Below are 18208 nucleotides of genomic sequence, written 5' to 3'. Positions count from 1 at the left end.
GATTAGACCTCTTTCCGCCCCGTTACGACTTCAGTGATCAGCGCAGTTTTGCGTGCTTTGAGGTTTTCGATGAGTTTGGTGGATTCCTCGATGAGGAAATTGGTATTTTCGAATTCACTGTCCAAACGATCCACGACTCGCTGTGCTTCGCTCTCGCTAAGCAACGGAACAGAAAAACTACCGACCTGATCAGCGCTTAAATGGGGCACGCTGATACCAGTAAAATCTGGTGTGATGTGATCTATGAAACGGGATGAACTTAGAGCATACGTGAACAAGCGGGTATAAGCGTCTGTACGCCCCTCAATCTTTAAAACTCGTTGCACGAGGTAACTTCCCTCAAATTCCTGCGGGATAGTAGCGACACGCACACCTGACTTGATGAATGGTCGATCCATCCCTAGTACGACATCACCTTCCCGAAGAACGAAACGCTCAGGAACTTCTATCGACCCATCGAAATACAGTGAGTCTGTTGGATCGATAATGCCAGGCTTGAGGTTCACACCTCGAAAAAGGAAAGTGCAATTCGGATCATCAGTGAACGACGTCGAGGGAAAAGCAAATCCTGGGACGAAGTCGGCTAAAAATTTTAGTGCAAGTCTAGGCACATTCTGATCAAAAATGCTGTCAATCAAGAGACGCTTTCTAATACCGAGTGAATTGACTAGTCCCTCAAACTCATCGATCATCGCGTCCATCTCGCTAATTTCCTTATCGAGATAGTCAGCGATACGGCGCTGGGTTTCGAGAGCTAAGTATGGAACCCTCTGCCTCCCGAGGTCCGAAGATGTCATACTGGGGATCGCAGTCTGTGTGGAAATTAAGTCAAACGGGATGGTCTGCGCCCAGTAATAGAGAAATTTTCCGTCATACCCACTCTTAGGTATCGCGTAATACATTGTGTCCACAGTCCAAAACTTCTCATTAACGTAGAGAGGCCTGTCCAGGGTTCCCTTGCGCCCAAAAAGTACTGCTTCCCCGTCGTACAGATAATGGTTGGCATGCCCAAACGCACCGCCTGACCCGTAAACTGGATACTGGCCTTCAGGATCAGCGACCTCGGCCCAGTCTTTCCCGTTTCTGAAATCAAAAGCAAGAAACGCTCTTACGTAATCGGTGAACTCAGTCATCGGCCCGCACCTCCCTGAACAGGTCGTAAATCCGGTTCAGAGACGCAGCAATATCTGCGTCCAATTCCTCCAAGGAGCGAGACTCCTCTGGCTTGTAAAACAGGCGCGTCAACGGCAACTCTGTCCCCACCTTCGCCAAGGACTCATCCCACTGCATATCCGGGACAAACGGGAGCACTTCACGCTCCATATGCTCGGAAACATCCTCTAGGTACGGCACACGCTCGATCACCTTGGTCGATGCATCTACGACCGGATTGCCCTTCTCGTCGAGAGAGGCTGGTGCGTTCTCATCTTCAACGGCAAGCGCTTTCATGATGTGCTTGAGCAACGGAGCGCCCATCTTCACACCATGTTCCTTAGCAGCAGTCTTCAGCGCCTTCGGGAGATCGTTGTACTCACGGCCTTCCATTTCGCGGATGACTGCTTCATGCTCCGGGAATGCGGACTTGTGCTTCATCGCTTCTGCCACAGTTTCATCCGTGACACTCACCGCGTAGTGCGCCAACTTAAACATCGGCACATCGCGGTAAGTCAGATCATCGGCAGTAACGATGATGGAGCGATCGTTTTCCTCGAAGTCTTTGTAGGTCTTCGTGATCTCGCGGATGTTGTCTTCCGTGAACTCGACGCGTTTATTACCCATCGACTTACGCATCGGTGCGCAAATCTCGGTGGCATCAATGAACTGGATCTTGCCACGGCGACGTGGCTCCTTGTTGCGATCAAGAATCCAGATGTAAGTGGCAATACCGGTGTTGTAGAACATGTCGTTCGGCAGCGCGATGATCGCGTCCAGCACTTCAACGCCGCCTTGTGCACCGATCAAGTACTTGCGGATGCTGTCCGGACCGCTTTCCGCATCTCCGGTAAACAGTGGCGAGCCGTTAGTAACTACGGCGGCGCGTCCACCCTTCGTTGCGCCTTCTGCGGCAGCGAGTTTGTGCGCAATATGCATCAAAAACAACATCTGCCCGTCGCTGACTGCGGGTAGCCCCTCCGCAAAACGTGGATCGCCCTGCTCCTGGAGCGCTTTGACGTCCTTCTGGAACGCCTTCCAGGAAGAGCCGTACGGCGGGTTCGCCATGATGTAGTCAAAGGTTTCATCGGCGAACTGATCGTTGGTCAGAGAGTTGCCAAACTTCAACACTTCTGGATTTTTAAACCCCTGCATGAGCAAGTCAGACTTGCCCATAGCGAAGGAAGATTCCTTGAGCTCTTGTCCTGCAACGACGATGTCAATACCTGGGTTGATAGCCCGGAGCGCATCACGTGCGGCAATGAGCATGCCGCACGTACCGGCGGTGGGGTCGTAGACGGAACGGATGATGCCGTCCTCTTCCAGTTCCGCGTCATCCGAGGTGAACAGGATGGACGTCATCAGGCGAATCGCATCGCGCGGGGTATAGAACTCACCAGCGTCTTTCGCCTTTCGGGCAAACGAGCGATACATCAGGTTTTCAAAGATGTCGCCCATCGTCTGATCCTGGAGCGCCTCGTCAGACATGTCGATGGACGCGAAGTGGTTCACCACATTCCAGAGTTGGTTATTGCGGTCAAGGAAGTCGATGAGTTTCTCAAACTCGAACGCTTTCCAGATCTCTTGGATATTTGCAGAGAACGCCCTGAGGTACTGACCTAATCCTTCCTTCAACGTGTCGTCGGAGGTAGCCAGGCGCTCAAGCGAGAGTTCCGAGGTGTTCCAAAAGCGAAGCTTGAACATGCTCTCGATCATGAGATTCACAATCGATGGGTCTGTCCCCTTCACGTTCTCCCGGTGAACAAGATCCAGAACGTCTTTCTTCGTCGATTCCAGTCGCCCCTCGAGACGGCGCAGCACCGTGAACGGAATGATGTAGTCACCGTAATTCTCGGCCGGAACGATCAAGCGGAGGTAATCGTCGGCAGTCTGCCAAATGGCGGCATTGAGGCTATTGACCTTGGCAGTTTGCTTCGGCGTGATCGAATCGAGGATCTCTGAGGTGTCAGTCATCGTTGCTTCCTTATGAATCTGTAGACGCCTGATTGTCCCACAGGAATCACTCATTTTCAGGCAACAAATATTGGTGTTTCACCGCACGAGCGGGAGGTTTGCAGCGCAGTACCGCTAGCCAAACAAACCCCTGCACGCTCCCCCGTTGTACGCGTGAACACATTTCTCTTTACCTTCCTGCAAATCACAAATTAAGGCAGGCTTTGACTAGGCACGGGTAGTCGTCCTTCACGTGGCGTACGGGGATAAACCACAAAGCAAGAAGCGCAAGTGCGGCGATCACCCCAGCTGGAACGGAGTAGAACACGAGCCATCCGCCCACCCCAAACAGAATCCGCCCTACTGCAAAGAACGCCGCCCCTAACAGGCTCAGGATAAGCGCCGCGACGGAGTTGATACGGACATTCCGGCAGTTCATGCACCACATCATACGGCGGAAGCCATGGGCTGTATCTCAATCAGCCAAAGTGACGAGGCAGCGAATGAGGCGCCTTAGAGCAGCACAACGATGACCACCAGCACTGTGATGGCAGCGTCCAGAAGTCCGACGATCTTCGGCGTCCATGGCTTCTCACGACGTGCGCCGGTGATCGGCATCAGCGTCGCCCGCGCGAGCAACACGACGGCCACGACGATGATCGCTGGGTGGAAAGGATGCCCGCCGGTTACGAGCACGGCGACGACGGCAGCGACAAGCACGACGACGTGATAGCTCACCGACCCGATGAACCAGGGCCTGGAGCCGCGTTCACGGATGAGCGTCTTCACGTAGGGCACAGTGCCGACGAAGTACGCCAGGTACACGGCAAATGCGGCCCACGCCTCCACATCCAGGCCTCCCCCGGCCCAGGCGGCCACCGGCAGGATGAGGCAGGCTGCTACGACAGTGGAAACACCCGACAACAGCGACCTCGGACGCCGCTTCCATGCCTCGAATACGGCTATGGCCACCAACGGTGCGAACGCCGGGACCCACATGAGAAGCCGCCAGTCGAAGATCAGCGTTGTCACACCCGCGACCGCCGCGAGCGACCCGTAGACCAAGACCGGGGGCCGGTTGCGTTCGCGGAAGCGCGAACGGATCCAGACGCTGCCGGCGAAAAAGGTGAAATAGCCGAGCCACCAGGTCAGCAACAGAGGAATCGCAGTCCACGACGGCGCCAGAATGACGCCGGTGATAGCGGGGACAGTGACCATAAACCAGGCGCCGTGTTGGTCGGGCACCCAACCGGGTGAGCGTCGGCGTGTGCGGGGGTTGCGCGACACGCTACGCTGCGCCTGGCTCTTCGACATGTTTTCACCCTACTGATGCGAATCCGTGATGGGCAATTGGCGTGGTCTTTTCCGTCGATTCGAAGCACCCGGCACCGTCGCGCGCTTCAGGCCATTCGCGTCCTAAAAACCACAAAGCCCCGACCCAAAGTGGATGAGACGAGGTGGCAGGCCTAGCGTTAGTCCTATGACGTTGCCAAAGTTCGGTCCCGCTTGGGCCGGCGCTTTAATGGGAACCTCGATTGCGTCGAGTTTGACTGAGTTACATGGATTTCATGTAGCCCAGGTAGTTTTTGCGCTCATCGCGGCGGGGCTCCTTGTTGTGTTCACGGTCGGCGTGCGCAATGAGCCGCCGCGGCGCCAGAACATGGCGGCGTGAGGCATGTACGCGATGGGGCTGCTCGCGTGCGGCTCGGCGTGGACGGCACTCACGGGCAACGATGCGTTCCAGCTGATCAGCTGGTGGATCGGCGCGCCACTGGCCATCATCGTGTGCTTGTGGCAACTCTGGGGTTTGTGGAAGCAGTCCGCTCACTACACCGAGCCTGCGTTCCCGTGGGGCTTGGCGCTGGTGTCCCCGATGGTCGCCGCGACATCCGCCGGGCAGCTGGCCACCCATCACGGCGAGTTTTATCACTACGCGGGTGAGCTGTGCTTCTTCCTCACGTTCTTCACCGCGATCCCGCTCTTCCTCTACTGCTACTGATCCCGCACGCGCCCACGTGGCGCAGCCGCGGGTACAGCGTGGATTCCCCTCGGTGTTGTCGGCCAGTCGACGGCAGCATCGACATTGCTTTTCGACACTCACCTGTACGGCCTCATCATGTTCACCCTCGCCGTACCGTGTGTCCTCTATGCCATGTACTGCTTGTACGAGGCTGTCCTCCACTGGGCGCCCTACGGCCCTGGTTGGTGGGGCTCTACCTTCCCCGTGGGCACTCTGTGCTTGGGTGCTTGGGACGAAGGCTGGCACGCACTTTCCTTGGCGCTCCTCGTGCTCTTGCTCCTCCACTGGGGTGTCTGCGCGGTGCGCTTTGGCTCCTGGGAACTAAGCCAATCTGGTGCGAGATGAACTAGCTATCCGCGCTTCTCCGATGCCGTCGTCGTGGTGGTCCACGACGAGCTGGATCTGGATCCCGGGGAACTCCCCGTCCGGCACGCCCAAGACTCGGCGTAGCGGCCGCCCTTCGCCAGCAATTCATCGTGCGTGCCCCGTTCTGCGACCGTCCCGTCCTCCGAAAGCACGACGATGAGGTCGGCATCGCGGATGGTGTGCAGGCGATGGGCGACGACGATCACAGTGTGATCGCCGCGCAACGCCTCCATCGTGCCGACGATCGCCCGCTCAGTGGCCGCATCCAGCGAGGACGTCGGCTCGTCGAGAAGCACCACCGGGGAATCCTTCAGAAGCGCCCGGGCGATGGCGAGGCGCTGCCGCTCACCTCCCGACAGCAGCGTCCCCTCTTCCCCCACTGGGGTATCCCACCCGGAAGGCAGCAGCTCCACGATGCGGTCCACCCCGGAACGCCGGGCGGCCTCGCGCAAGCGGTCCCCGTCACCGGGCCTGGAACCGAATCCGGGGTCGGCGAAGACCACGTTGTCCCGCACGGACGCGTCGAAAAGGAACGTCTCCTGGAACACCGGGGTCACCAGCGAGTTCACGCCGTCGGTGCCGATCCGAGGCAAGGGCACCCCGCCGATGAGGATCTCCCCCGAGTCCGGATCATGAAAACGCGACAGCAGCCGCATGACCGTCGTCTTGCCCGACCCCGACGGTCCCACTACGGCAACCAGCGCTCCCTGAGGTGCACGGAAGCTGACGTCGTCGAGAACCTTCTTATCTCCGTACCCGAAGCTCACGCCGCGGAACTCCACGTCATACCCGTCGGGCAGCTCCGGTGCGGCAGGTTCGGGAAGAGCGGGGATTGCCCGCAGGTCACGCAACGCAGCCAACGTGTTGCGGCCCGCACCGAAACCGCCGGACAACGCTCCCGCCGTGGTGATCGGTCCGGTGAACTGGACGAGCACGATGAGTATCGGCGCCAAATGCGCCGGCGCCATCCCGCCCGTCGCGGCGACTGCCACGGCGACGATCACCGCCGCCGTGAACACTGCATGGACGACCGAACCCAACCGTCCGATGGCCGCTCCCTGCGTCGACGTCGCCTTCGCGAACGCATCGTGTTGGGCCTGGATAGCCTCATCCACCATCGCGTCCGCTGCCGAACCGTCGCCCGCGGCGCGAATCGCCTGCTGGCCGCGGGTGAACTCGATCAGCCTGCCGGAGACGGCAGCGACGGCCTCAGCATGCGCTTCGTCCGACTCCCCGCCGACCCGGCCAATGGCCCGGTAGGCGAAGAAGAGCACCGGCGCCGACGCGACAAGAACCAAACCGACGCGCCAATCCACCGCCAGAATTCCGAAGGCGATGACGGTCGGCGTAACCACCGCGGCGATGACGGGCCGCAGGATCACGTGCGGCACGGACGCCGCGAACGCGATACCCGACGACGCCATCTCCGAAAACCGGCCGGCTGTGGACTTGGTGACGTACCCGAGTGGCAACGTCAGCACGCGTTCGCCCAGGGAACGCAGCAGGGACGACAGCACCGCTGCGGAATTCGCCCTGCCAACTGTCCCCACGGCGAGGGACAGCACCGCATGGGCGGCCGCGAGGCCGGCGATGACGCCGGTGAAACGCCACGCCGTCGCATCATCTCCCTCGGCCTGAGCCGACAGCAGCGGCAGCAGTGCGACGAACGCCGCTCCCTGGGCCAGCGCGGCAAGCGTGGCCAACGCAATGAGCCACACCAGCGTCATTCTCGAGCGCCGATCCGTCATCGACCACAAGTCTCGAATCATCGGTTTGCCGCCTTTTCATCGTCTGATTCAGTACCCCGCGGGGCGGATGGTTCGTCCTCGCGCGTGAACGCGCGCCACAAATCCCGGTAGCGGCCACCGCGCGCAAGCAACTCGTCGTGAGTACCCGCCTCCGCGACCGCTCCCCCATCGAGAACGAGGATGCGGTCGGCGTTGCGGATCGTGCTCAACCTGTGCGCGATCACAATCACCGTCCGCGAACGGGCCAAACGCTCGATTGCGGACTGGATGAGGGCCTCGGAAGCCGGATCCGCGTAAGCGGTTGCCTCGTCGAAGATGAGCACCGGCGCGTCCGTGACGATCGACCTCGCGATGGCTACGCGCTGCGCCTCACCACCGGAAAAGGTCACATCGACGTTGACCACCGAATCCAGGCGCTTCGGCAGCGCCGCGATGACCGCATCGAGGTTCGCGAGCTTCGCGGCCGCCATGATTTCGTCGTCGGTGGCGTCTCTCCTGGCCAGCCGGATGTTCTCCCGCAACGGCAGCGTGAACAACTGCGGATCTTGGAACACCACCGACACCGAGCGGTGCACGTCGCGCACGGCGATGTCGCGAAGATCGACGCCGCCCAGCAGCACCGAGCCTTCAACAGGGTCGTGGAAACGCGCCAACAGCCGGGCGACGGTGGACTTTCCGGAACCGGAGGAGCCCACCAGCGCAGTGAGGGTCCCTGGTTCGAACGCCGCGGACATCCCGTCGAGGACCCGCGGCCCATCGCCGTAGGAAAAGACCAGGTTCCGGACCTCGAGCGCGCCTCCGCGCGCGGGCACCGGATCGGCAGGCTCGGCGATCGGCGGCGTGCTCAGTACCTCCGCGATGGACTTCAGGGCAGCGATCCCCGCGATGATGGGTTCGGAGTTCATGGCCACCCGCACGATCGCCGCGGAGAGTCCAAGGCTGAGAACCAGCCCGGCGACGAGACCCTCCGGTATGCCGCCCGCGGTGTCCCTCAGAGCGAGGCCGGCCCCGCACACCACTGCAAGGACTGTGGTCGGGGACGTCACCACGTCGATGAGCCCGAGATAGATGTTCGACTGCCGGGACCAGGCGGACCACGCGCGGACGAACGACAACGCCGCGGCATCGTAGCGACCCGCTCCCTGGTTGGCGCGTCCGAAGGACTTCATCACCGGGATACCGCGCACCAGCTCGATGACCGCGGCCGTCACTCCTTCGGAGGCTCGCTCGTAGTCGCGCTGAAGACCGGCTCCGCGCGAAATCATCACGCCCATCAGGGCGAAGGTGACCAGCACCGGGACGACCGCCACCACCGCGATCCGCCAATCCACCACGACGAGCGCGATGAGGGAAAGCAGGGGAACCAGCACCGCCACCACGGTCTCACCGACGGTGTGGCCCATGAGCTGGTGGACAGCCGCGACGTCCTTCTCAACCGACTCGATGATTCCCGACGAGCGCCGGGCGTCCAGCCAGCCCAGCGGTAACTTCCGGATTTGGGCGACCAGCCGGCGCCGGAGGTGGAGCTGCAGGTCGTTATCCGCCCGGTGCGAGAGCATGCCGGCGGCGCCGTCTGCGGCCATGCGCACCGTTGCGGCGACGACGATGACAGCCACGGCCAACCACGTCCGATGCTCCGGGGCCTCCGGGTACGTCATCGCGATGTCGATGATGCCGACCAGCGAAGCGACGGTAGCCACCGACGACAGGACGGATAACGCGACCACCGCCCGCATCCGGGTCCGAATCGGGGCGAGCAGCGACCACGGGCCTACGGTCCCGTCCACAGCGCTCACTTGCCCGCCTCCCCGATCGCGCTTTTCTTCGTGAGAGTGCGGAAGTACACCATGCCGACGTGTGAGGCTCCGCCCAGCTTCAACCCGTTGGCTTCGGCGAGGTCCTCGACCTCGCTGCCCGGCGACCCTGCCGAGCGGCGCGAGGACGTCGGCGACGTGGAATTCCGTCCGGCCCCGAGCCCTTCGACGGCGGCGTCCATCGGTTCACGCGCATAGCGGCTGAGGAACCTCGGCTGGACCTTGTCCTCGTAGGCCGCGAGGAGTCTGAGGTTGTTCTGGACGATCTGGGCAATCGACTTCATCTGGTTCTGTCTCCGGGTGTGTGGGCCGCGTCCACGCGGCGGTTTCGGGTTAGGTGATCGGGTTCGCGGGCCGTCGTCGGCGGTGCCGCCCCCTCTCGGCCGACTCGTCGACTCATTGGTCGCTGTGGTGGGTTCATCAGTCACAAGCGGCACTGTGTTGCCCTCTCAGAAGATAATAACCATTATTACGTTAGGTTAGCCTAACCTCGCATGCGACTCAAGCCCCGTCTCGTGCGTTTGATAGACATTGCTGAAACCGAGATCGCGCAAAACCAGCACACCATTGAGTGACGCGTGGACGAAGACTCAGGATGGGCGCAAGAATCCGCAGGCGTTTTTAACAATCTTCTCGGTGAATCAGCCTGTAAATCCGGGGAATCCCCGTACTCAGGGGACGATCACTACCCCGCTGGAGTGGGAGCAGAAGGCTTCTCCGGATAAGCGCTCTGGTAATGGCCCGAAACCGAAGGTGCGGGCGTGTCCCAAAATGGCACGGCTATGGATCCGGCGCTCGGTCAAGGGGTTCCAGCGCCCTTTCACCGCCATCGACCATAAAGAAGCCAGCTAGGGAGAGAAACACCATGACCGCGATGAAGGCCCAGGATTCGCGCCATCCGAAGGCTTTGTATTGCCTTGTCTCTGGGCCTGTCTCTGGGCCTGTCTCCGGGCTTTCCGTCACACTGCTCATCCTCTTGCAACAGCACATCCCCCCTCGCTCATGATCAGAAACAGCCTATAGTTGACGTGTCACAAACTTTTCACGCGATAAGGGAGGACACGATGACTACAGACGCACAGAAGGACTGGGCAGGCGATGCCCAGAACGCCTCAACAGACGGCGAGTTCAAGCGGGATACGAACTATATCGGTGACCGCATTGTGTCGTCGATAAGCAATAAAGCTTCGCACTGGCCCGTGCAGCCGCACCGCTACCGTCTCATCGCCGCACGTGCCTGCCCATGGGCGCATCGCGCTGTCATCGTGCGGCGCCTGATGGGGCTGGAAGATGTGATCTCCTTGGGCCTGGCTGGCCCGACTCACGACAAGCGCTCCTGGACCTTCGACTTGGATCCGGGCGGCGTGGACCCCGTGCTACAGATCCCCCGCCTGCAGGATGCATACTTCGCACGCTTTCCCGACTACCCGCGCGGCATCACCGTGCCGACAATCGTGGAAGAAGCAAGCGGCAAGGTGGTGACGAACGATTACAACTCCATGGTCCGCGACTTCCAAACCGAGTGGACCGCCTACCACCGCCCCGGCGCCCCGAACCTGCTGCCACCGGAAGAGCTGCGCGAAGAGGCGGAGGCGATCAACGACTTCCTCTTCCGCAAGTTCAACAACGGCGTGTACCGCGCCGGATTCTCAGCCTCCCAAGACGCCTACGAAGAAGCCTACGACGACGTGTTTGAGGTCCTCGACTGGCTCGAAGACCGCCTAGCCAACCACCGCTTCATCATGGGCGAACACATCACAGAGACCGACATCCGCGCCTACACCACCCTCATCCGCTTCGATGCCGTCTACCACGGCCACTTCAAGACGAACCGCAACAAGATCACCGAAATGCCCAACGTCTACGGCTACCTCCGCGAGCTATTCCAAACCCCCGGCTTCGGCGACACCACCGATTTCACGGAGATCAAACAGCACTACTACATCGTCCACCGCGAAGTGAACCCCACCCGGATCGTCCCCTCCGGCCCCGACCTTTCCGGCCTCACCCAACCCCACGGCCGCGACCATCTCCCGGGCTCCCCCTTCGCCGCAGGCACCACCCTCCCCGGCCCACTGCCCGAATCCGAGAAGCTGAAGAACCCCACGGATTTCCAACGGGAGCTCTTCGGGCTGGAGTAGGTCTTCTGGGGTTAGGGGCCAGAAAGTGTGTCTGGGATCGGGGATTTTTAGGTTCTGACCTGTAGGGTAGCGTGAAATATATGCTTTGGGAGCATATATCTGGCCTCAACACGGTGAATCCCCGGTGTGGCTGCCAGTCTGTGGTAGTAGGCGGTGGTGTGGTGGCTCAATGCCAAAGAACCGACCACGCTGCTACTGCGGCGGTGATACCAAACGCAATGGAACAACCAGCAAAGGCACTACCCGATGGGCGATGTAAGGCCGTGGAGCCTCAGTCAATAAAAGTCGGCCAGATGTCACAGTAGCAGACCACCAGCCCCGTTAGACCCCATGCGTAGCTGTATCCCCACTATGCACAGTCTTTCACTTGCACACTTGGCAAGCATTAGACTTGCAATTAAGGCAAGTATTACACTTGCCTTAATTGCAAGCCAGTGAAGTTGACGTTAGGGAGAAGAACGATGAGCGACGACCTTAAGATCATTCACGACGTTCAAAAGCGCACCACGTGGACGCAGAGCTGGTGGGCGGTGGCGATAGTGGCGCTTGGCGCCGGCGGCGGTATCGCGCTATTCAAGCTGTCATGGTGGTACGGCCTCGCGGTTCTTGTACCGACGTTCGTTCTGGGCTATCTCCTCAAAGATAAGATTGCGAACCCCTTCGTTCGGGTCAATCCCAATATGGGGCCGAGTAATGATCGCGCCACCTGGTCACGAGTACTGCTGCCAGGTGCCATGATGTTCTCCACCGTGCCGACGCCTGATACTTGGCCGTGGATGATTGTCTGCGGCGTCGTTGTTTCTACGGCGACGGCATGGATGTTGTATGAGAACCGCAACGCCGCCGTAAAGGGCGTCAATGTCTAAGGATCCTTCACCACGCCCAGCAAAGCTGGATCCGGTCATCCACCCCATCAATCGGCTTAAAATTTGTGCCACGCTGTTCCATTCAGGCGCAACCGGCGGCAGGCAGATGAAATACGCCGTGCTTGCAGAGCTCACCGAGCTTCCTGCCGATACGCTTTCCAAGCAGTTGAAACATCTTGAGGACAGCGGCTATATCAGCCGCACCCGCGAATATGGCTCCACGCGCGCGAAAGACGCCGTCTGGGTCGCGTTGACCCAGACTGGAACAGAAGCCTATGCACAGCACGTTGCGGCGCTTAAAGCCATGACAGAGGGCTCATAGATTGGGTCAAGTCCCGTGAAGTGGTGTAGCCGTTTGTGCTTTCGGCTCGGTATGAAGTTCGGGGTTTTGGTTAGGCGGTTAGTTGGTGGTGGTCGCCATGATCACCTCCTGTTTGGTGCATGAGGCGTTTGGTGTGTTCGAGTGCAGATAGTGACATGTAGCGTTTTTGTTGGATCCAATCGTCGTGCTGTTCAGCGAGGACCGCGCCGACAAGCCGGATGATGGATTCGCGGTTCGGGAAGATGCCAACGACGTCGGTGCGCCGGCGGATCTCCCGGTTGAGCCGTTCAGTGGGGTTGTTCGACCACACCTTTGTCCAGACTGGTTTCGGTGCTGCGGTAAACGCCAGCACCTCATCGAGTGATTCCTCCAAATAGGCTGCAACCTCGGGAAACTTCGGTTCCAACAAGTCAACAACTTCACGGGCTTGCGCCCAGGTTGATTCCTCATCCGGTTGTTGGAAGATCGTCTGGAACATCGCTTAAGACCATCGGCCACTGCATTTTGGGGACTTTCTCGTAGAGGTTTTTGGCAAAGTGGGTGCGGCACCGCTGCCAGGAGGCATCGGGCAGCACTTCGGAAATGGCATGCTGGATGCCTTCGTGGGCATCACTGGTGACAAGGAAGACACCACGAAGTCCGCGGGCTTTGAGGTCTTGGAAGAAGCCTTTCCACGATGCGTTGGATTCCGCAGTGGCGACGTGCATGCCGAGCATTTCCCGGTAGCCATCGGCGTTGACACCGGTGGCAAGCAGCACTGAGCATTTGACCACCCGGCCGCCTTCGCGCACTTTGATCGTCAGTGCGTCGCAGGACAGGTAGGCGTACCCGCCGGGGTCCAGGGGGCGATTTCTGAAGTCTGCGACCATCTCGTCGAGTTCTTCCGACATCCGCGAGACTTGCGATTTCGACAGGTTGGAAATGCCAAGGGTGGCCACCAGATCGTTCATCCTGCGGGTGGAAACCCCTTTGAGATAGCAGGTGGCGATCACAGTCGATAAGGCTCGTTCTGCTCGTGAGCGTCGCTCTAACAGCCATTCTGGGAAGAACGCGCCGTGGCGCAGCTTCGGCACTGCTACGTCGATCGTGCCGACACGGGTGTCAAGGTCGCGGTGGCGATACCCGTTGCGGTGGTTGACCCGCTCGGTGGAGGCGACCCCGTATTCGGCGCCGCAGACGGTGTCGGCCTGGGCGGAGAGGATTTGGTTGATAAACCCTTGCAGCATCTGGCGCATCAAATCCGGAGAGGCTTGAGCGAGCAGATCATCCAGATAGGTTGTTGGGTCGATAGAATGCGGATCAGCGGTCATCGTCATGTTCCTTTCGGTGAGATGTGGTAGTTGAGTCGAAAGGTTACTGACGATGGCCGCCCCTGCATTTTCCAGGGCCCACCATCAGCAAGCGTTACACCACACTAAGGGACGCAACCATGATCACCGGGCTGATAAGGAACATCGAGGATCTGCCCAACGGCCTGGAGGGGGTAAAAGGGTACCTAATCGAGATAAGCGAGCAGATGTCGCGTCTGACAAGGATGCAACAGCTGGTACTCAAAGCAGCCGAAAGCCCCATCCATCTCGACAAGGATTCCAGCCAAGCAGTAGCCCAGAGCCTGAACGCTCAGATGACTTCGAGCCTGACTTCTAGCCTGGAACCGCTGGTAGAAGTAGCTGTATCTGAGGCAATGTCGAAAGAGTCCGAAAGCCTGCACAAGGCAGCAGAAGCATCTAAGAAGGCTCGCAGCGCCCTGCTCCAGGAGAAGGAGTCCAACGAAAAGCTGCTGGAGAAGATACGTGCAGAGCGCAAAAAGTACAACGACGACATGGAAAAGTCGAACACGAACTTTATTAAGGCCTGCATGTCTGCCTCGTGGATTGCAGCCAGTGTTCTCTTCGTTGCTATCGCACTCGTTGCTGTCGGAGCCTTGGGGAACGGGCTGCTAAGTATGCTCGGCATACCCGACGGCGTGTCTGCCTTGTGGGGTCACGTCCAGGAGGCCAACGGCATCGGCCCAACACTGGGCTGGTTGGCGTTAACACTTATCGTCATAGGGGTTCTTATAGCGCTTATGACCTGGATGTTGTCCCAGGCTGCGCCGGGTATTGCTCACTTAGTCGAGGAATACCGTCGCAATCACCCGAGGAAAGAAACGAACCACTAACTAGAACACGTGCACCGTAAAAAGTAAAAATCCCCACAACACAGCGTAGCGGTTAACCGCTACGCTTCTTTTATGCTCTTCCTATGCCCCAACTTTGCAACAGCACCAATAAACTGGCGCCCCGGTTATAAGTTGGGGCGCCAAGTCGATGTGCTCGAGTCGGGGGATGTTAGTGGCCGGTGCCAAGCCGGCCAGACAGGCGGTTCAGCCGGTCCTGACTGGGACCGTCGAGCCCGATAATGGACACGGTTTTGCCTCTGTCCTGGAACTTCTGCGTAATCGCGTCAAAGGTCGCGACCGTGGAGGCATCCCAGATCTCCGCCTCAGTGAGATCAATAGTGATATGACGGGCAGAATCGGTGTAATCAAAGCGATAAACCAGGTCATTGCTTGATGCCCAAAACAACTGGCCATGCACCCGGTAGGTACGAGTATCAATCTCGCCATCGCCGTCGCTGTCGATCTCGGAGACCTTTTCAATGGAAGCGATATGTGCCATCCGACGGGCGAACATGATCATCGCGGTGACCACACCCAACACCACACCAATGGCCAGGTTGCTGGTGGCTAGGGTGGCAATAATCGTCACGGCCATAACAATGGTCTCAGAGACCGGCATGAGTTTAAGGGTGCGTGGATGCACCGAGTGCCAGTCGATGGTGCCGACCGAGACCATGATCATGATTGCCACCAGCGCAGCCATCGGGATCATGCCAACGATGTCGCCCAGTGCCAGGACCAGGACCAGCAGGAACACACCGGCTAACAGGGTGGATAGGCGGGTACGTGCCCCGGATTCGCGGACGTTGATCATGGTTTGACCGATCATCGCGCAGCCACCCATGCCGCCGAAGAAACCGGAGGCAATATTAGCCACCCCCTGTCCCCAGGATTCACGAGTTTTATCGGAATGAGTGTCGGTGATGTCATCGACGAGCTTGGCGGTCATCAACGATTCCATGAGACCGACCACGGCCATGGCCAGGGCATAAGGCGCGATGATCTGCAGGGTCTCCAACGTCCACGGCACGTTCGGAATAAACAGGGACGGTAAGGTCTCCGGCATCTTGCCCATGTCCGAGACCGTCGGGACAGTCAAACCGGCGGCAATGACCAAACCGGTGAGCACGATAATCGTGACCAGCGGGGCGGGGATCACACTGGTGAGCTTGGGGAAGAAAATCATGATCACCACACCCAAGCCGACGAGTGGGTAGACTATCCAAGGCACATCAATGAGGTGTTCGAGTTGGGCGGTGAAAATCATAATGCCCAGTGCATTGACGAAACCCAGCATCACCGATCGGGGGATAAAACGCTGAAGTTTCGCCACACCGAGGGCGCCGAGCACGATTTGTAGGACACCGCCCAACAGGACGGTGGCGATGAAATAATCCATCCCGTAACCACGCGCCACAGGAGCAATGACTAGGGCAATAGCCCCGGTGGCGCCGGTGATCATTGCCGGGCGGCCACCGGTAAAGGCGATCGCAATGGCCATGACTACCGAGGAAAACAGACCCATGGCTGGGTCAACACCGGCAAGGATGGAAAAGGCAATGGCCTCAGGGATCAGCGCCAGGGATACTGCCAGTCCGGCCAGAATCTCTATACGGATACGGGCGGGGGAAGAAAATGCGTAACGGAAGGATGCGATGATCCCGGTAGGGGCATCAGCGCCGTCTGGACTCAGGAGGGGGCGGGGGGCCGCCGTGCTAGTTTCAGTCATAGATGTCCAATCTTTGAGGGGATAGGTAACTGGGCGAACGCCCGAAAGGAATCCAACCCTCTAGTAACTTTAGGTTTGGTGATGGTGGTCATGGTAGCGGGAGTTTTACTCAACCGCCAACCCAGGCACAGGAACCCGTGGGCAACATCACCGTGAAGGAGAACAGGCAATGCAAAACAGTAATTTCAAGATCGGCGAGGTCGTTGACCAGACGGGGTTGTCGATTCCCACCTTGCGTTATTATGACAACGTCGGCCTGATTACCCCATCGGGGCGTAGCCCTGGTGGGTTCAGGCTTTATAGTGAGGCTGATGTACGTCGTGTTTTGCTGGTGCGACGGATGAAACCGCTGGGGTTTACTCTGGATCAGATGCGGGAATTCCTGGAAGCTGCGGAGATTCTTCATAGTTCAGATGGCGGGCAGGAAAGTGATACCGCACAGCAGGCACGGAGTAATGCCAAGGCCACCCTTGCCGACATTCGTGAGGAGACGCGCACCCGCTACGAAAAGCTACGCAAGCAAATTGCCTACGCTGAGGAATTCCTCGATCTGGTCAACACCCTGGCACCCTAAACTGCCCCCATCCTTCGCAGGGAGAAAAAGACCATCGTATTGAATGCGCTCTGTCGAATCGCGTTCCAGATGAAGTGGACGAACGCCCGCGGCCTCTCCGGAGTGGATGGCGATAGTACAGAGGACTTCTGAAATCCGTGCAGACGACTCCTCAAAACGACACAGTCATCCAAGGTCACAAAATCGAAAATTGTCACTTAACCCCATCACTTCCAAACCGGCTTAAGTGACAAAATGCCATCGCTAAAGTCCCGATTTGAGTCCCAGGACGTGCGCCTTAAGAGAAATAACTAAAGCCCCTACCAGTGTTTCTCCTGGTAGGGGCTTGGAAGTTGGTAGCGGGGGCAGGATTCGAACCTACGACCTCTGGGTTATGAGCCCAGCGAGCTACCGAGCTGCTCCACCCCGCGTCGGGCGCAATATGTGATTTTCGCCTGTCGCCGTAACCGGCAACGTGGACTTACTATACATACACCGACAGAGAGCACCAAACCGCCTGTTCACAACGGTTTGGTGCGATCCAATTATCGGGGCTTCCCTACTACTGCCACTACCGCTGCTACTGCCGTTACTGCTGGGCAGCGAGCTGGCCGAGGATGCCATAGATGTGCTTCGAGGCGCCCAGGGTCAGGCCGCCGTCGACAGCAATCTCTGCGCCGTTGATGTAGGACGCGTCGTCGGACGCGAGGAACAGCACCGTCTTCGCAACCTCCTCGGCGCGGCCCGGACGGTTCGCTGCCGCGAGCGGAAGCGGTGCACCCTCTACAAGGGAATCTGCCGTCATCGGGGTTGCAATCGCGCCCGGGTGGACGGAGTTGATGCGGATGTTCTCGTCGGCAACGTCGGCGGCGACCGTCTTGGTCATGCCGCGCACTGCCCACTTGGATGCCACGTAGCCGGTCGCACTGACTTGGCCTTCCAGGCCCGCGGTGGACGACATGTTGATGATCGCGCCGCCGCCCTGCTTACGGATCTCCGGGATGGCGTACTTCATGCCCAAGAACACGCCGTCCACGTTGACGGCCATGATCTTCTGGAACTGCTCCAGGGTGGTGTCCTCCACGCCCGTCATCTGAAGGATGCCGGCGTTGTTCACCAAGATGTCCAGGCGGCCGAACGCCTCGTTCGTCGCCGCGATGGCGTCCTTCCAGTCCTGTTCGTCGGCAACGTTGAGCTTCACAAAAATTGCGTTGTCGCCGAGCTCGTTTGCCAGTTCCCCGCCGATCTCTTCGTTGAGGTCAGCGATGACAACCTTTGCGCCTTCTTCGACGAAGAGTTTGCAGTCTGCTGCGCCCATTCCCGATGCACCACCGGTCACAAGCGCTACTTTTCCGTCAAAACGTCCCATGGTCTATCCAGCCT

At 59.2% G+C, this 18208-nt stretch carries 15 protein-coding genes, 1 tRNA gene and 3 pseudogenes; 8 read left to right on the top strand and 11 right to left on the bottom strand.

The features are described from left to right. Positions 1–2: 2 nt before the first annotated feature. The 4 genes from CCOY_RS03170 to CCOY_RS03155 all read right to left on the bottom strand — a co-directional run bounded on the left by CCOY_RS03170 (position 3) and on the right by CCOY_RS03155 (position 4419). Positions 3–1133 (bottom strand): restriction endonuclease subunit S, encoded by a 1131-nt coding sequence (locus CCOY_RS03170; protein WP_092101639.1) that lies wholly within the window; start codon positions 1131–1133, stop codon positions 3–5. Further along, entirely contained in the window at positions 1126–3126 is a 2001-nt protein-coding gene (locus tag CCOY_RS03165; protein WP_092101637.1) for a type I restriction-modification system subunit M, read from the bottom strand. Before CCOY_RS03165 ends, CCOY_RS03170 begins: the two co-directional genes overlap by 8 nt. Positions 3127–3310: 184 nt before the next feature. Next, positions 3311–3544, bottom strand: a complete 234-nt coding sequence (locus tag CCOY_RS03160) for a hypothetical protein (protein WP_141743406.1) — start codon at positions 3542–3544, stop codon at positions 3311–3313. A gap of 74 nt (positions 3545–3618) precedes the next feature. After that, positions 3619–4419: a YwiC-like family protein gene (locus CCOY_RS03155; RefSeq protein ID WP_371326163.1), complete on the bottom strand. Its 801-nt coding sequence runs from the start codon at positions 4417–4419 to the stop codon at positions 3619–3621. A gap of 166 nt (positions 4420–4585) precedes the next feature. On the opposite strand from CCOY_RS03155, the gene CCOY_RS03150 reads away from it, so the two are divergent. Both CCOY_RS03150 and CCOY_RS03145 read left to right on the top strand, forming a co-directional pair. After that, entirely contained in the window at positions 4586–4777 is a 192-nt protein-coding gene (locus CCOY_RS03150; RefSeq protein ID WP_244268691.1) for a hypothetical protein, read from the top strand. Positions 4778–4780: 3 nt separating this feature from the next. Further along, positions 4781–5470: pseudogene (locus tag CCOY_RS03145) on the top strand (SLAC1 family transporter). Positions 5471–5475: 5 nt separating this feature from the next. On the opposite strand, the gene CCOY_RS03140 reads toward CCOY_RS03145, so the two are convergent. From CCOY_RS03140 to CCOY_RS03130, 3 genes are read right to left on the bottom strand one after another with little or no spacing between them, the layout of a single operon-like run. Continuing rightward, entirely contained in the window at positions 5476–7260 is a 1785-nt protein-coding gene (locus CCOY_RS03140) for an ABC transporter ATP-binding protein (protein WP_092101634.1), read from the bottom strand. Next, entirely contained in the window at positions 7257–8975 is a 1719-nt protein-coding gene (locus CCOY_RS03135; protein ID WP_244268690.1) for an ABC transporter ATP-binding protein, read from the bottom strand. The genes CCOY_RS03140 and CCOY_RS03135 overlap by 4 nt, the downstream gene beginning before the upstream one ends. Before the next feature lie 56 nt (positions 8976–9031). Then, complete coding sequence (locus CCOY_RS03130; RefSeq protein WP_070569688.1) at positions 9032–9337, bottom strand: hypothetical protein; 306 nt, start codon at positions 9335–9337, stop codon at positions 9032–9034. Positions 9338–10117: 780 nt separating this feature from the next. On the opposite strand from CCOY_RS03130, the gene CCOY_RS03125 reads away from it, so the two are divergent. The 4 genes and pseudogenes from CCOY_RS03125 to CCOY_RS03115 all read left to right on the top strand — a co-directional run bounded on the left by CCOY_RS03125 (position 10118) and on the right by CCOY_RS03115 (position 12382). Then, the gene (locus CCOY_RS03125) at positions 10118–11194 is read left to right on the top strand and encodes a glutathione S-transferase family protein (protein ID WP_092101629.1); all 1077 of its coding nucleotides are present in this window, start codon (positions 10118–10120) and stop codon (positions 11192–11194) included. 169 nt (positions 11195–11363) lie between these two features. Further along, a pseudogene (locus tag CCOY_RS12190) lies at positions 11364–11478 on the top strand (transposase-like zinc-binding domain-containing protein); the annotation flags it as partial. Between the two features lie 177 nt (positions 11479–11655). Further along, entirely contained in the window at positions 11656–12060 is a 405-nt protein-coding gene (locus CCOY_RS03120) for a hypothetical protein (protein ID WP_070422685.1), read from the top strand. Next, positions 12053–12382 carry a transcriptional regulator gene (locus tag CCOY_RS03115; protein WP_070422684.1) on the top strand — a complete coding sequence of 110 codons (330 nt, stop codon included), beginning with the start codon at positions 12053–12055 and terminating at the stop codon, positions 12380–12382. Before CCOY_RS03120 ends, CCOY_RS03115 begins: the two co-directional genes overlap by 8 nt. Before the next feature lie 70 nt (positions 12383–12452). Here CCOY_RS03115 and CCOY_RS03110 read toward each other — a convergent pair. Further along, positions 12453–13692: pseudogene (locus CCOY_RS03110) on the bottom strand (IS256 family transposase). Positions 13693–13811: 119 nt separating this feature from the next. Here CCOY_RS03110 and CCOY_RS03105 point away from each other — a divergent pair. Further along, the gene (locus CCOY_RS03105; RefSeq protein ID WP_244268689.1) at positions 13812–14543 is read left to right on the top strand and encodes a hypothetical protein; all 732 of its coding nucleotides are present in this window, start codon (positions 13812–13814) and stop codon (positions 14541–14543) included. Positions 14544–14712: 169 nt separating this feature from the next. On the opposite strand, the gene CCOY_RS03100 is transcribed toward CCOY_RS03105, so the two are convergent. Next, positions 14713–16272, bottom strand: coding sequence for a SulP family inorganic anion transporter (locus CCOY_RS03100; RefSeq protein WP_217124972.1), 1560 nt, complete (start codon positions 16270–16272; stop codon positions 14713–14715). Between the two features lie 169 nt (positions 16273–16441). Here CCOY_RS03100 and CCOY_RS03095 point away from each other — a divergent pair, with 169 nt between their 5' ends. Continuing rightward, positions 16442–16846, top strand: coding sequence for a MerR family transcriptional regulator (locus tag CCOY_RS03095; RefSeq protein WP_034664654.1), 405 nt, complete (start codon positions 16442–16444; stop codon positions 16844–16846). Between the two features lie 333 nt (positions 16847–17179). Here the strand turns inward: CCOY_RS03095 and CCOY_RS03090 are convergent. Then, positions 17180–17256: transfer RNA gene (locus CCOY_RS03090), tRNA-Met, on the bottom strand. A 158-nt stretch (positions 17257–17414) separates the two neighbouring features. Further along, positions 17415–18194 (bottom strand): glucose 1-dehydrogenase, encoded by a 780-nt coding sequence (locus tag CCOY_RS03085; protein ID WP_070422409.1) that lies wholly within the window; start codon positions 18192–18194, stop codon positions 17415–17417. Positions 18195–18208: the final 14 nt, after the last annotated feature.

It is taken from the genome of Corynebacterium coyleae, assembly GCF_030408635.1.
Classification (GTDB): Bacteria; Actinomycetota; Actinomycetes; order Mycobacteriales; family Mycobacteriaceae; genus Corynebacterium; species Corynebacterium coyleae.
Note: the sequence above shows the minus strand (reverse complement) of the source record. Positions and strands in the feature narration are given on the sequence as shown.